This window comes from Burkholderia sp. AU19243, from assembly GCF_018148075.1.
GTDB classification, from domain to species: Bacteria; Pseudomonadota; Gammaproteobacteria; order Burkholderiales; family Burkholderiaceae; genus Burkholderia; species Burkholderia latens_A.
In genome coordinates this window covers 1-13638 of sequence record NZ_JAGSTV010000018.1, presented here as the reverse complement: position 1 = coordinate 13638, position 13638 = coordinate 1, and the positions used below count along the sequence as shown (strand labels likewise).

At 67.8% G+C, this 13638-nt stretch carries 10 protein-coding genes and 1 pseudogene; 4 read left to right on the top strand and 7 right to left on the bottom strand.

The annotated features are described in order from the left end of the window. Nucleotides 1-4: 4 nt before the first annotated feature. Genes KDW55_RS25540 through dnaE form a run of 3 tightly spaced genes read right to left on the bottom strand, consistent with a single transcriptional unit; the run spans nt 5 to nt 5705 of the window. Nucleotides 5-943 (bottom strand): glycosyltransferase, encoded by a 939-nt coding sequence (locus tag KDW55_RS25540; protein WP_040144729.1) that lies wholly within the window; start codon nt 941-943, stop codon nt 5-7. Beyond that, nucleotides 936-2114 (bottom strand): glycosyltransferase family 9 protein, encoded by a 1179-nt coding sequence (locus tag KDW55_RS25535; RefSeq protein ID WP_059546384.1) that lies wholly within the window; start codon nt 2112-2114, stop codon nt 936-938. Before KDW55_RS25535 ends, KDW55_RS25540 begins: the two co-directional genes overlap by 8 nt. Nucleotides 2115-2171: 57 nt before the next feature. Beyond that, nucleotides 2172-5705 (bottom strand): DNA polymerase III subunit alpha, encoded by a 3534-nt coding sequence (gene dnaE, locus KDW55_RS25530; protein ID WP_212161580.1) that lies wholly within the window; start codon nt 5703-5705, stop codon nt 2172-2174. Between the two features lie 222 nt (nt 5706-5927). On the opposite strand from dnaE, the gene KDW55_RS25525 reads away from it, so the two are divergent. Together KDW55_RS25525 and gluQRS are read left to right on the top strand one after the other, a co-directional pair. Continuing rightward, complete coding sequence (locus tag KDW55_RS25525) at nt 5928-6782, top strand: sulfurtransferase (RefSeq protein ID WP_059502680.1); 855 nt, start codon at nt 5928-5930, stop codon at nt 6780-6782. A 22-nt stretch (nt 6783-6804) separates the two neighbouring features. Further along, a complete protein-coding gene (gene gluQRS, locus KDW55_RS25520) occupies nt 6805-7701 on the top strand; it encodes a tRNA glutamyl-Q(34) synthetase GluQRS (protein ID WP_212161578.1) in 897 nt (298 codons plus the stop codon). A 332-nt stretch (nt 7702-8033) separates the two neighbouring features. Here the strand turns inward: gluQRS and KDW55_RS25515 are convergent, their stop codons facing one another. From KDW55_RS25515 to purT, 4 genes are all read right to left on the bottom strand, one after another. Continuing rightward, nucleotides 8034-9572, bottom strand: coding sequence for a DEAD/DEAH box helicase (locus KDW55_RS25515; protein ID WP_083253013.1), 1539 nt, complete (start codon nt 9570-9572; stop codon nt 8034-8036). Nucleotides 9573-10004: 432 nt separating this feature from the next. Continuing rightward, nucleotides 10005-10388: an MliC family protein gene (locus KDW55_RS25510; protein WP_059502684.1), complete on the bottom strand. Its 384-nt coding sequence runs from the start codon at nt 10386-10388 to the stop codon at nt 10005-10007. A gap of 82 nt (nt 10389-10470) precedes the next feature. Continuing rightward, nucleotides 10471-10665, bottom strand: coding sequence for a DUF6726 family protein (locus KDW55_RS25505; RefSeq protein ID WP_059448675.1), 195 nt, complete (start codon nt 10663-10665; stop codon nt 10471-10473). 18 nt (nt 10666-10683) lie between these two features. Continuing rightward, entirely contained in the window at nt 10684-11898 is a 1215-nt protein-coding gene (gene purT / locus KDW55_RS25500) for a formate-dependent phosphoribosylglycinamide formyltransferase (RefSeq protein WP_059546372.1), read from the bottom strand. Between the two features lie 244 nt (nt 11899-12142). On the opposite strand from purT, the gene KDW55_RS25495 reads away from it, so the two are divergent. Both KDW55_RS25495 and KDW55_RS25490 read left to right on the top strand, forming a co-directional pair. After that, nucleotides 12143-12688 carry an META domain-containing protein gene (locus KDW55_RS25495; protein WP_040144738.1) on the top strand — a complete coding sequence of 182 codons (546 nt, stop codon included), beginning with the start codon at nt 12143-12145 and terminating at the stop codon, nt 12686-12688. Between the two features lie 186 nt (nt 12689-12874). Further along, nucleotides 12875-13638 (top strand): annotated as a pseudogene (locus tag KDW55_RS25490) (DNA translocase FtsK); the annotation flags it as partial.

Sequence of the window (13638 nt, the reverse complement as noted above, 5' to 3'; positions counted from 1 at the left end):
TACTTCAGACGCTGCTCTTGTCGGTTGATCGAGCGTCGCGCTCCGCAAACGGGGCGAACTGCAGTTGGCCGGGAAGGTTCGGCTCCCACGCATCTAGATCGAGGGTGGGGTAACGACCGAACGCATACATCAGGCGCTTCAGGCGGCTCTTCAAGCTCGGCACCGGCACGTTTGGCAGCGCGTCGCGCGGCATGCCGGCGCCGTCGCGCATGTACTTCTTCTTGAATTCGCGTGGAGAGATGCCCCACTTCATCAGGAATTCGCGCCCGCCGCGATTGCGCCTGATGCGTCCGGTGCTCCGGCAGCTAAAGTGATAGATGCGGCTGTCGCCGACGATCCGGAACACGCGGCAGCCGACCAGCCACAGCTTGATCAGGAAATCGTCGTCGCTGCTCATGCCGGGCCCGAACTCGATGCTGTAGCCGCCGACGCGATGCCACAGCTCGCGGCTCACGAGCGTAGGCTGGGATGCGACACCGTCGCGATCGACGCTCTTCAGCTGCCTGGCATGGGCAAGCAAGCCGGCTTCGTCGAAGGTCTCGGGGCCGGTGCCGAATGCGCCTACCGAGACAAGGTCATTCCCCGTCTGCGTCGGCTCGATCAGATGCGACGACAAGTACGCGCACGAGTGATCGAGTCCGCGCAGCGCCGTTTCGAATGCGAGATCCCAGCCCGGCGTGCAGAACATGTCGTCGTTCATGAAGACGATCCAGTCGCGTGTCGCGAGCCTCGCCACGTCATTCAGCGCGATGCACACGCCGACGTTCCCCCTGCTCCACGTATGGGCGATGCCTTGTTCGCGCACCCAGTCGAGCGTGCCGTCACTGCCGTCGTTGACATGCACGACGATCTCGTGCTCGTAGGCCGAATGCCGCCGAATACTGTCGACACACAGTTTCAGATAAGGCAGGTTGTTCCAGGTTGGAATCAGGATGCTAAACATGCTTGTTTTCTCTCGCTATTGAATCGACGCGCACCAGCGCCGTGGCCACGGGCACGTTCAGCAATTCGCCGGCGGCCCGAATCACGCGGGTCGCGCTGAGCGTGGTGAGGCATTCGCTGCTGCTCTCCACGTGTTGCTCACACCCTTCCTTCAGACACGGGACGCAATTGCCTTCGCCTTGAAGCAGATAGACGTTTCCTTGTCGCGCCGTCCCCTTGCGCTGCCAGGGGTTGACTGTCGCAGCCCATGCGGCAGGCAATGGCCCCCAGCGCACGGGATCGGACGGGCCGAACAGCGCGAGCGTCGGCGTACCGGTCGCCGCCGCGATATGCGTGGCGCTCGTATCGGGGCCCACGTACAGACGCGCCCGTCGAATCATCTCCGCGCATTCCGCCAACGAAAGTTGTCCGACCCGATTCAGCACGAAGCCCGGAAGACGGGCGGCGATATGTTCCGCATATTCGCGCTCGGCCGCTGCGGGGCCGCCACTCAATGCGACCGCGAACCCTTGGGCATGCAACCACGTAGCGAGCTCGACCCAACCATCGACGTGCCACAACTTGTACGCGAACATCGGGTACGGATGCAGCACGACGTACGGCCGCCCCAGCAGTTCGTCCGCGCCGTCAAAACGCTGTTCGAACCGCGCAACTGCCGCGGCGTCGCTGCCTACGGCAGGCGGCACCACGTGCGGGACGGGCGTGATGCCGATCGCGCGCGCCAATGACAGAACACTATTGACGGTGTGAAGATCTCCGTCGTCAATGACATGACGGTCGAGCATCCAGCGATTGAACCACGTGACCCGCTCACGCGCCAACAGACCGATGCGTTTTCGGCCGGCGAACCAGCTGTAGAACCGTGCGCGATCCGAACTGATCGCGGCGCATGCCAGATCATAGCGGCGCCAGATCCGCGCAGCATCTGCGAAACGCTCGCCGATGCGGGCACGTTGCGCGACCGTGATTACGCGGCGGATATCCGGATTGTTTTCGAGCACACCCTCGGTACCGCGAAACACCAGCATGTCGATCTGCGCCGCGGGCCAGCGCTCCTTCAGCGAGCGCACGAGAGGTGTCGTCAGCAGCACGTCGCCGATGCGTCGCGTGCAGACGACCAGTATTGTGCGTGGAGGGCGGTCCGTGGGAAACAGGTGCAAAACTTGATTCATAAATCGGCTGAGCCTCGTTGGTCTCCGGTGGCTATCGGATCGGCATACTCAGCGCGTTCAGTACGTAATCTCGACGACGCTGCCGTCGAACGCCGCGCGCAGCTCCGCGAGCAGCGTGTCGCTCGGTTTCACGCGCCATGCGTCGCCGAGCCGCATTTCGCCCTGCGCGCGCGCGTTGCTGTAGTGGATCTGGACCGCGAGCCCGTTCGGCAGCGGCGCCTGCGGGCGGCGGCCTCCGTCGCGGCCGCCGCCGCGCGGCGCGGGCGCATCGAATGCCGGCGCGGCCGCCGGGTCGTCCTTCGACACGTGCGGCTCGAGCACGCGGCGCAGCGCCGCCGCATCGGCATTGCCGTTCATCGTGAGCCGAACCGCCTGCGCGTAGCGGCTGCGTGCACGTTCGAGGTCCATCACCGTGTCGGCCGTGAAGCGGATGCCGCCGGTAAACGCGTCGTTGCGCGCCTGCCCCTGCACGATCAGCAGCTCGTCTTCCTTGAACAGCGCCTTGTTCGCGTCGAACTGTTCGTTGAAGATCGTGATCTCGCACTGGCCCGACCCGTCGTCGAGCAACGCGATCAGCATCTTGCCGCGCTGCGTCATCTGCGTGCGCAGCGACGCGATGATGCCGGCGACGAGCTTGTCGCGGCCTTCCTTCAGGTCGCCGAGCTTCTGCCGCACGAACCGGCGCACTTCGTCGCGATACGCGTCGAACAGGTGGCCGGACAGGTAGAAGCCGAGCGCGCCCTTCTCTTCCTGCAGCCGGCGCTTGTCGTCCCACGCGGGCTCGTCGACGAGCGCATGCGCGTGCGGCGACTCGGCGCCCATGTCGAACAGGCCGGCCTGCATCGCGTTCGCCGCGGCCTGCTCGGCCGCTTCCATCGCGAGCGGCACCGACGCGAGCATCTGCGCGCGGTTCGCATTCAGCGAATCGAATGCACCGGCGCGGATCAGCGCTTCCACCGTGCGGCGGTTGACGACCCGACGGTCGATCCGCTCGCAGAAGTCGAACAGGTCGGTGAACGGTTTTTCCTCGCGCGCGCGCAAGATTTCCTCGATCGCGTTCTGACCGCTGCCCTTCACCGCACCGAGGCCATAGCGGATCGTGCGCGAGCGCTTGCCGTCGGGTTCCGCGACCGGCTCGAACCGGTAGTGCGACTGGTTGATGTCCGGCGGCAGCACGACCAAGTTGTTCATCACGCAGTCGTCGAACAGGATCTTCACCTTGTCGGTGTCGTCCATCGCGAGCGTCATGTTGGCCGCCATGAATTCGGCCGGATGATGCGCCTTCAGCCATGCGGTGTAGTACGCAAGCAGTGCGTACGCGGCCGCGTGCGACTTGTTGAAGCCGTAGCCCGCGAACTTCTCCATCAGGTCGAAGATCTCGTCGGACTTCTCGCGCGAGAGACCGTTCTTCGCCGCACCCTCCGCGAAGATCTCCCGGTGCTTGACCATCTCCTCGGGCTTCTTCTTGCCCATCGCGCGGCGCAGCAGGTCGGCGCCGCCGAGCGAGTAGCCGCCGATGATCTGCGCCATCTGCATCACCTGCTCCTGATAGACCATGATCCCGTAGGTCTCTTTCAGGACGGGCTCGACGCGCGGATCCGGATACTCGACCTTCTCGCGCCCGTGCTTGCGTGCGCAGAAGCTCGGGATCAGGTCCATCGGGCCCGGACGATACAACGACACGAGCGCGATGATGTCCTCGAAACGGTCGGGCTGCGCGTCCTTCAGCATGCCCTGCATCCCGCGGCTTTCCAGCTGGAACACGGCGACCGTGTTCGCCTTCTTCAGGATCTGGAACGACGCGGGATCGTCGAGCGGCACCTGCGCGAGCGACCAGTCGGCCTTCGTCGGATCGAGGCGGCGGATGTAGCGCTCGGCCCAGTCGAGGATTGTCAGCGTCGTCAGACCCAGAAAGTCGAACTTCACGAGGCCGACGGCTTCGACGTCGTCCTTGTCGTACTGGCTGACAACGCCGCCTTCGTCGCCCTGCGTGTACAGCGGGCAGAAGTCGGTCAGCTTGCCGGGCGCGATCAGCACGCCGCCCGCATGCATCCCGACGTTACGCGTGAGGCCCTCGACGCGCTGCGCGAGGTCGAGCAACTGATGGACCTCGTCCTCGTTGTCGTAGCGCTCCTGCAGTTGCGGCTCTTCCTTCATCGCGTCGGCGATCGTCACGTGCTTGCCCGGCTTGAACGGGATCAGCTTCGCGACGCCGTCGGTGAACATGTAGCCGAGATCGAGCACGCGGCCGATGTCGCGCACGGCCGCCTTCGCGGCCATCGTGCCGAACGTGGCAATCTGAGACACGGCGTCCGCACCGTATTTTTCCTTCACGTACTGGATCACGCGATCGCGGCCGTGCTGGCAGAAGTCGATGTCGAAGTCGGGCATCGACACGCGTTCGGGATTCAGGAATCGCTCGAACAGCAGGTTGTAGCGCAGCGGGTCGAGATCGGTAATGCCGAGCGCATACGCGACCAGCGAGCCCGCACCCGAACCGCGGCCCGGGCCGACCGGCACGCCGTTGTTCTTCGCCCAGTTGATGAAGTCGGCCACGATCAGGAAGTAGCCAGGGAACCCCATTTTCGTGATGGTCCCGCACTCGAATTCGAGCCGCTTGTAATACGTGTCGCGCTGCGCGTCGCGCTCCGCCGCATCCGGATACAGCTGCTCGAGGCGCTTCTCGAGCCCCTCTTTCGACAACTGCACCAGATAGTCGTCGAGCGACATGCCGTCCGGCGTCGGGAACAGCGGCAGCTTCGGCTTGCCGAGCTCGAGTTTCAGGTTGCAGCGCTTCGCGATCTCGACCGTGTTCGCGACCGCCGACGGCAGGTCGGCGAACAGCGCGACCATCTCGTCCTGGGTGCGGAAATACTGATCGGTCGTGAAACGCTTCTGACGCCGCGGATTCGCGAGCATGTCGCCTTCCGAGATGCACACGCGCGCTTCGTGCGCGGTGTAATCGTCGTCGGTCATGAACTGCGTCGGATGCGTCGCGACGACCGGCAGCTTCAGCGACGCGGCGAGCGTCGCTGCTTGCTGGATATACGCCTCGGCGCCCGGTTGGCCGTAACGCTGCAACTCGATGTAGAAGCCGCCCGGAAACAGCTTCGACCAGCGCTGCGCATGACGGCGCGCGGCTTCCTCGTTGCCGGCGGCCAGCGCAAGCCCGATGTCGCCCTGCTGCGCGCCGGACAGCGCGAGCAGCCCCTGCGACAGCTCGCCGTCGAGCCAGCTCGCGTCGAGCTCCGCGCGCCCGCGGTACTGATTCGTGAGCCACGCCTTCGACAGCAGCTCGCACAGGTTCAGGTAGCCGACCTTGTCCTTCACCAGCAGCAGCAGCCGCGACGGTTTGTCGCGATCGTCCGGATTGGTGATCCAGACGTCGCAGCCTGCGATCGGCTTGATGCCCTTGCCGCGGGCTTCCTGGTAGAAACGGACGAGGCCGAACGCGTTGCCGAGATCGGTCAGGGCGAGCGCGCCCTGACCGTCCGCGGCCGCCGCCTTGACGATGTCGTCGAGACGCACGATGCCGTCGGCAATCGAGAATTCGGAGTGAACGCGAAGATGGACGAAGCGGGGATCTGACATGGGCGATATTGTAGCCGCGTCGTCGCGCCGGCTGCCCAAAAAATCCCCGCGCCCGGCCGTTCGGCCGATGCGCGCGACGTCGGCCGAACGGTCAGGTGCCGGCGCATGCGCAGTTTGCGGGATAATACGGGTTTTCGAATCATCGCCCCGGCTTCGCACCCTTTTTTGCGGGGCCGCCGTGCGCCAGGCGCACGGCCGCGGCCGTTTTCCCGTCGGACCATCATGACCATCGTCAACCTTGCCGCCTACCACTTCGTGTCGCTCGACGCGACCGAGCAATGGCGCCCGCTCGTCACCGCCCGCTGCAACGAACTCGGCCTGCGCGGCACGATCCTGCTCGCGCCGGAAGGCATCAACCTGTTCATCGCCGGCCCGCGCGAGGCGACCGACGCGTTCATCGACTACATCCGCCACGATCCGCTGTTCGAAGGCAAGTTCGCGACGCTGCAGTTCAAGGAGAGCCTGTCCGACTCGCAGCCGTTCCGCCGGATGCTCGTGCGCCTGAAGCGCGAGATCATCACGATGAAGAAGCCCGCGATCAAGCCGGAGCTCGGCCGTGCCCCGTCGGTCGACGCGCGCACGCTGAAGGCGTGGCTCGACCGCGGCCACGACGATGCCGGCCGCCCGGTCGTGATGCTCGACACGCGCAACGCATTCGAAGTGGACGTCGGCACGTTCGACGACGCGCTCGACTACCGGATCGACAAGTTCAGCGAGTTCCCGGAAGTGATCGACGCGAACCGCGCCGATCTCGAGGGCAAGACGGTCGTGTCGTTCTGCACGGGCGGCATCCGCTGCGAGAAGGCGGCGATCCACATGAAGGAAATCGGCATCGAGAACGTGTACCAGCTCGAGGGCGGGATCCTGAAGTATTTCGAGGAAGTCGGCGGCGCGCACTACCACGGCGACTGCTTCGTGTTCGACTACCGCACCGCGCTGAACCCGCAGCTGCAGCCGACCGCCAACGTCACGTGCTTCGCGTGCCGCGCGGTCGTCACGCCGGAAGCCCAGCAATCGCCGAGCTACGTGCCCGGCAAGTCGTGCCCGGCCTGCGCGCAGGCAGCCAGCGCCGCATAAGCGCGCGTCGCGTCGCGCCCCGATGAACGGCTACCGCGGCCGCTTCGCGCCGTCGCCCACCGGCCCGCTGCATTTCGGCTCGCTGGTCGGTGCGCTCGCGAGCTGGCTCGACGCGCGTGCGCATGGCGGCGCGTGGCTCGTGCGCATCGAGGACATCGACGGCCCGCGCACCGTGCCCGGCGCCGCCGACGACATCCTCGCGACGCTCGCACATTTCGGCATGACGCCCGACGAGCCGCCCGTGTGGCAAAGCACGCGCGACGCGCATTACACGGCCGCGCTCGAACGGCTCGCCGCCGCGCGGCTCGTCTATCCGTGCGGCTGCACACGCAAGGAAATCGCCGATTCGCTGCGCTCCGCGCACGAACGCCACACGACGCTCGCGTATCCGGGCACCTGCCGCAGCGGCCTGCACGGCAAGCCGCCGCGCGCGTGGCGGCTGCGGGTGCCGGACGGCGACGCCGCGGTCGTTGCGTTCGATGACCGCTGGCAGCACACGCAGGCGCAGAACCTCGCGACGGAGGTCGGCGATTTCGTGCTCAAGCGCGCAGACGGCCAATGGGCGTACCAGCTCGCGGTCGTCGTCGACGATGCCGACGCCGGCATCACGCACGTCGTGCGCGGCGCCGACCTGCTCGATTCGACCGCGCGCCAGATCTATCTGCAGCGCTGTCTGGGCGTGCCGACGCCCGAGTACCTGCACGTGCCCGTCGTCGTCGATGCGAACGGTGAAAAGCTCAGCAAGCAGACGGGCGCGCTCGCGCTCGAACGCGACGACGATCCCTTGCCGGCGCTGCGGGCCGCAGCCGCGCATCTCGGTCTCGCGACCGATGGGGACATATCGGGCGATACGATCGACGCGTTCCTGGCGGCCGCGATCGGCGCGTGGGCACGATGCTTCGGGCCGCGGGCCGCCTGAATCGGCTTGAACCCGCTCGACCGCTGAACCGCCGCCGCTGTCGCACACGCGCCGGTGCGTGCCGGCCGCTTCCTTGCCGCGCCGGCGAGCGGCGTCCGCGTTGAATCATCCCGCATGACCGCCCACTGGCAGCCACGGCGACCAGCGTGCCGGCGACGACGCCGTCGCGATGCCGCTCCAGGCATCGCAATCACCCCGCATGGCACGCAATGACGCACCGCGCACGTCCTTCGAATCATCGCGCCCAATAAAAAACGGGCACATGCTCGTCACATGCACCCGTTTGCGCAGCGGCGCTTGCGCGCCACATCGACCGTTCGCAAGCCGTTCGCTTACGCGGACGGCTTGCGCGGCATCCCGAATCCGCCGAGCAGCGCCGCGACCTGACGCTTCGGCCCCTTCTTCTCGGGCTGCTGCGCGGACGTCGGCTCCTCCGGCTGCTTCGCCGGCGCCGACGGCTCGTACGGCTTCAGGAAGAAATCGTCGACCGGCGCTTCGTGGCGACGGTGGTGACCGCGCTCGGAGCCGCCCGCACGGCGCCCCGCCGCGCCGCGATGCTCGTCGCGATCGCGACGGCCGCCGCGGTCGCCGCGGTCTCCGCGTTCACTGCCGCGCTCGTCATGGCGGGGACGCGCAGGCTTGTCGAGGGTAAGCGTCTGCACGTCGAGCGGACGCTTGATCAGCTTTTCGATATCGGCGAGCTGCTTGCGTTCGTTCGGGCTGCACAGCGACAGCGCATCGCCGGTCGCGCCCGCACGGCCGGTACGGCCGATCCGGTGCACGTAGTCTTCCGCATTGAACGGCAGGTCGAAGTTGATCACGGCCGGCAGCTCGGCGATGTCGAGGCCGCGCGCGGCCACGTCGGTCGCGACCAGCGCCTCGATCTCGCCGCGCTTGAATGCGTCGAGCGCCTGCATCCGCTCGATCTGCGACTTGTCGCCGTGGATGGCCGATGCGACGACGCCGTCGCGCTCGAGGTTGCGCGCGAGCCGGCTCGCGCCGATCTTGCTGTTGCAGAACACGATCACCTGCTTGAGACCGCGATCGCGCAGCAACTGGACGACGGCCGCCTGCTTGTCGCCTTCGGCGACGTCGTAGACGATCTGCGTGACGTTCGCGTTGGTCGAGTTGCTGCGCGCGACCTCGATCGTCTGCGGGTTGCGCAGGTAGGTCGACGCGAGCTTCTTGATTTCCGGCGAGAAGGTGGCCGAGAACAGCAGCGTCTGGCGTTCCTTCGGCAGCAGGTTCAGGATGCGCTGCAGGTCGGGCAGGAAGCCCATGTCCAGCATCCGGTCCGCTTCATCGAGCACGAGGATCTGGACTTGCCCGAGATTCGCCGTCTTCTGCTGCACGTGATCGAGCAGGCGGCCCGGCGTCGCGATCAGGATCTCGACGCCGCGGCGCAGCTCGGCCATCTGCGGGTTCATGTCGACGCCGCCGAACACGACCGCGCTGCGCAGCGACGTGTGCTTCCCGTACGCATGCACGTTCGCGGCGACCTGGTCGGCGAGCTCGCGGGTCGGCGTGAGGATCAGCGCGCGCACCGGATGGCGCGCGGGCGACGCGCTCGTGTTGGCCTGCGGCAGGAGCCGCTGGAGGATCGGCAGCGAGAAGCTCGCGGTCTTGCCGGTGCCCGTTTGCGCGGCGCCCATGACGTCGCGGCCGGCGAGCACGACCGGAATGGCCTGCGCCTGGATCGGCGTCGGCGTCGTATAGCCCTGCTCCGCAATGGCTTTCAGGATATCGGCGGCAAGGCCGAATTGATCGAAGGTTGCGTCGACTGGCTTGGCGACAGAATCGGACATGGTGGCGTTTCGCTCAAAAGGCGCGGCGGGGACATCGTGCGTCAGGCCGGCCGGGCCTGCGCTCATCACATTTCGGAAGTAGACGGAGCCGCGGCGCGCCGCGCGGCGCCGCTCTGGCGCTTGGGACCGGTTCATTTCGAACATCGGGCGCCACAGGCCGTGCGGACTCCGTTCGGCGCGAATGCCGGCGGAAAGGGCCGTATTGTAGCACTGCGCAGCAATCTGTCCGTGACAACGCCGCGAACGCCCCCGGCGGCGGTTCGCGGCGACCTCCGGCCGGCCCGGGCGCGGGGAAATGCGTCGAGCGACCGGGCTATGCCGATCGGCCGATGAGAAAAAATCGGGGCCACATGTCGGACATATGCTTCAGGGAAATCGGCAAGCGGCCGACGAGCCCGAGCGTCGCCTGCTCGGCCGAGCCCGGGATCGAACTCGGCGGCCCGCATCGATCGCGGCAATCGGCACGGCCGCGCTGCGGGTGCGAAACGCGCGCGGCGCTCAGCCCTTCTTCTTTTTCTTCTTCTCGACCTGCACGCAGTCGCCGAGCAGCGGAGCCGCATTCTGGTCGGCAATCTCGTCGCGCAACGTCCCTTCCTTGCCCTTCGTCCACCAGGTATAGCGCCCGGCCTGGTAGCGCACGCCCGACGCCGAAACGGTATCGACGAACAGCAGTTGCTGCCCGTTGACCGGCACGAGCGCGAAGCTCTGGCCGTTGCCCGCGCGCCAGTACGACACGCGCACCGGCTGCTTCTGGTTCGCGCACTGATAGACGGTCTGCACGCGGGCATCGGCGTCGATCTCCTCGACGGTCAGTTGCGCGGCATGCGCGACGGAGACGGCGGCGCCGGCCAGCGCGAGCGCGGCGAAGGTTTGGCGAATCATGCAGGTCCTCTCACGAGACGGGTGGAAGCGCGCCCTCGCGGGGCGCGCGGTTATCGTTGATCATCGGTCGAGCGTTCGACGTTCAGGGATCGATGACGTCGGCGCACGCGTCGGTCGGCGCGGCCGCGACATGGCCGACGAGCGGCACGATCTTCAGCCCGGCCGAGGCGACCCGGCACGGCGCGGCCGCAAGGCCGCACCCCGCGAGACTCGCGATCAGCGCCAGTGCGGCACCCACCTTGCCGAAACGGCCGATGCGCCGCCATGTCGATGCCATCGTGCTCTCCTGATCGCGTCAGCGTGCCGATACGGGCCGCACGGCCGCCGCGGCGCGCTTCGCGCGTTCGCGGGCTTCGTCGACAGTCGCACCGGTCGCGAGCGCGACGCCCATGCGTCGCTTCGCAAAGCTCTCCGGTTTGCCGAACAGGCGCAGGTCGGCACCCGGCACCGCGAGCGCGTCGCGCACGCCTTCGAACGCGATGCCGCGCTCGTCGAGGCCGCCGTAGATCACCGCCGACGCGGCCGGCGAGCCGAGCGCCGGATCGACCGGCAGCCCGAGAATCGCGCGCGCGTGCAATTCGAACTCCGACTGGCGCTGCGACGCAAGCGTGACGAGGCCCGTGTCGTGCGGCCGCGGGCTCACTTCGGAGAACCACACGTCGTCGCCGCGCACGAACAGTTCAACGCCGAACAGCCCGCGCCCGCCGAGCGCCTCGGTCACCTTGTGCGCGATCTCGCGGGACCTGGCCAGCGCGGTCGCGCTCATCGGCTGCGGCTGCCACGATTCGACGTAGTCGCCCGCCACCTGCACGTGGCCGACCGGTTCGCAGAAGTAGGTGCGCGTGTCGAGCGTCGACGGATCGATCGCACGCACGGTCAATTGCGTGATCTCGTAGTCGAAATCGATGAAGCCCTCGACGATCACGCGGCCGTGGTTCACGCGCCCGCCCGCCATCGCGTACTCCCACGCGGGCTTCACGTCGGCCTCGGTCCGCACGACCGACTGGCCCTTGCCCGACGACGACATCACCGGCTTCACGACGCACGGCATGCCGATCTTCGCGACCGCCGCGCTGAACGCGTCGAACGATTCCGCGAACGCGTACGGCGACGTCGCGAGCCCAAGCTCCTCGGCTGCGAGCCGGCGGATGCCTTCGCGGTTCATCGTGAGCTGCGTCGCGCGGGCGGTCGGGATCACCTCGGCGAGGCCGGCCGCCTCGATCGCCGCGAGCGCGTCGGTGGCGATCGCCTCGATCTCCGGCACGATCAGGTGCGGGCGCTCGGCCTCGACGACCGCGCGCAGCGCCGCGGCGTCGGTCATGTCGATCACGTGTGCGCGATGCGCGACCTGGTGGCCCGGCGCGTCCGGATAGCGGTCGACCGCGACGACTTCGACGCCGAGCCGCTGCAGCGCGATGATGACTTCCTTGCCGAGTTCGCCCGCGCCGAGCAGCATGACGCGCGTGGCCGAAGGTGAAAGCGGCGTACCGAGCCGCTGACCGATCTGCATGTGATTTCCCGCTGGTTCTGTTTCTGTTGGAGGACGAAAACGGCTCCGATGTTAACACGCGCACCGCGGCCGGTTCGGGCGGTTTCGCCGCGCCGGCGCCGTGCCGCGCGAGCACCACGCGAGCACCACGCGAGGGCCGCGGGCATGCTGCGAACGTTTTCACGCGCGAAGTGTCGGCTCGCCTCGCGCGGCACGGGTGCGTTACTCTTACGCCTTGATCAGAATCCGATGAGGAACGAGGCTCATGTCCCACCTGTCCGCGGCCGCACGCGCACGCACCGGCCTGCTTCGCCCGTTGCGCGCGCCGCTTTGCGCGTTGACGCTTGCCACGCTTCTCGCCGCCTGCGCAATGCCGACCCATCCCGACTCCGCCGCCCCCGCACCCGATCCGTACAATCCCGCCGCCGTCCAGTTGCTCGACGACACGAGCTGGGAGCTCACGAGCTGGCTGAACGCCGACGGCACGCCGCGCACGATTCCGCACGGCGACAACGGCGAACCGATCAAGCTGGCGCTGTCGACCGAATCGGGCGTCCGGCGAGCGAGCGGTTTTTCCGGTTGCAACCGCTACATGGGCACCTACGCGATCAAGAACGGCCTGCTGAGCTTCGGCCCGCTCGCCGGCACGCGCATGGCGTGCCCGAACGCGCTCGGCGGCGAGCTCGAACACGCGTACCTCGATGCGCTTGCCCACATCCGGAAGACCGGCGTGCAGATGCGCGATCCGCAGCAGTTGCAGATCGTGACCGAAGCCGGCGCAACGCTGACCTTCACGCGCCGCAGCCGCTGACGCAGTGCGCGGGCGAGGGCCGACCGGCCGCCTTCGCCGCGCATGGATGCCGGACGCACGCCCCGCGGCCTGAACGCGCACCGCCGGGTTCGCGCGGCCCGGAGTCCCGTCAGTCCCGTTCGCCGGCCGGTTAAACTCGGCGGGTCGCGCACCGCGCTCCCCGCCCTTTTCCTGTTTCATCAAAGCATGCACACGGTTGTCTTCGGCTGGTTCGGCATCTCCGCCGTCTGGTTCCTCCTTCTCATCTGGCGTCTCGTTCAGGCGATGCTGCCCGGCGGCGGCGGCCTCGCCGGCCGCGGCTCGATCCGCCTGTGGCTCGGCTTCGCGGCCGTGTTCGTCGCGAGCTGCGCGCTGACGAGCCCGTTGTCGGGCCCCGACACGAACGCGCTCGGCCACGCATTCTCGAACGGCTTCGCGCATCTGCTCGGCCCGATCGGCACCCCGGTCGCGATGGTCGTACTGTTTTTCGCGGGCCTGCCGTGGCTGACCGGCATCGGCTGGCGCCAGTTCGCCGCGTGGGTCGACACGTCGTTCGGCGTGAAGCTCGCGCGCGACGTCGGCGACGACGATGTGCGGGGCGTCGCCGATCTGCCGCGCAGCGCGCTGCACCGCGACGACGACATCGTGCAACCGACCACCGCGCACACCGTGAACTCGATGGCGCCGCGGCAGAACGGCCGGTATTCGCGCCCGACGCTGTGGAAACCGGATCCCCACGCGAGGCCGAAGCCGCGCAGCAAGGCGACGCCGCGTCCGCTCGCGGAACCCGTCGCGCCATCCGGCTGGCTGAAGCCGACGGCGGGGCGCCGCATGCCGACGCCTCCCGCACCGGGCGCGGCGAGCGCGATGCCGCCGCCGCCGACCGGCAGCACCGCGAGCCTCGCGCGCGCCGCCGCGAACGCCCAGACGCCGCGCCCCAGTCCGGCTCCGCTTCCGGCCGGGTTCGAGCC

Bases quoted from the DNA above. Each gene is read 5' to 3' on its own strand.
- KDW55_RS25495 (WP_040144738.1), top strand. From the start codon at position 12,143: ATGTCCCACCTGTCCGCGGCCGCACGCGCACGCACCGGCCTGCTTCGC.
- KDW55_RS25515 (WP_083253013.1), bottom strand. From the start codon at position 9,572: ATGAGCGCAGGCCCGGCCGGCCTGACGCACGATGTCCCCGCCGCGCCT.
- KDW55_RS25505 (WP_059448675.1), bottom strand. From the start codon at position 10,665: ATGGCATCGACATGGCGGCGCATCGGCCGTTTCGGCAAGGTGGGTGCC.
- KDW55_RS25510 (WP_059502684.1), bottom strand. From the start codon at position 10,388: ATGATTCGCCAAACCTTCGCCGCGCTCGCGCTGGCCGGCGCCGCCGTC.
- gluQRS (WP_212161578.1), top strand. From the start codon at position 6,805: ATGAACGGCTACCGCGGCCGCTTCGCGCCGTCGCCCACCGGCCCGCTG.
- purT (WP_059546372.1), bottom strand. From the start codon at position 11,898: ATGCAGATCGGTCAGCGGCTCGGTACGCCGCTTTCACCTTCGGCCACG.
- KDW55_RS25525 (WP_059502680.1), top strand. From the start codon at position 5,928: ATGACCATCGTCAACCTTGCCGCCTACCACTTCGTGTCGCTCGACGCG.
- KDW55_RS25540 (WP_040144729.1), bottom strand. From the start codon at position 943: ATGTTTAGCATCCTGATTCCAACCTGGAACAACCTGCCTTATCTGAAA.
- KDW55_RS25535 (WP_059546384.1), bottom strand. From the start codon at position 2,114: ATGAATCAAGTTTTGCACCTGTTTCCCACGGACCGCCCTCCACGCACA.
- dnaE (WP_212161580.1), bottom strand. From the start codon at position 5,705: ATGTCAGATCCCCGCTTCGTCCATCTTCGCGTTCACTCCGAATTCTCG.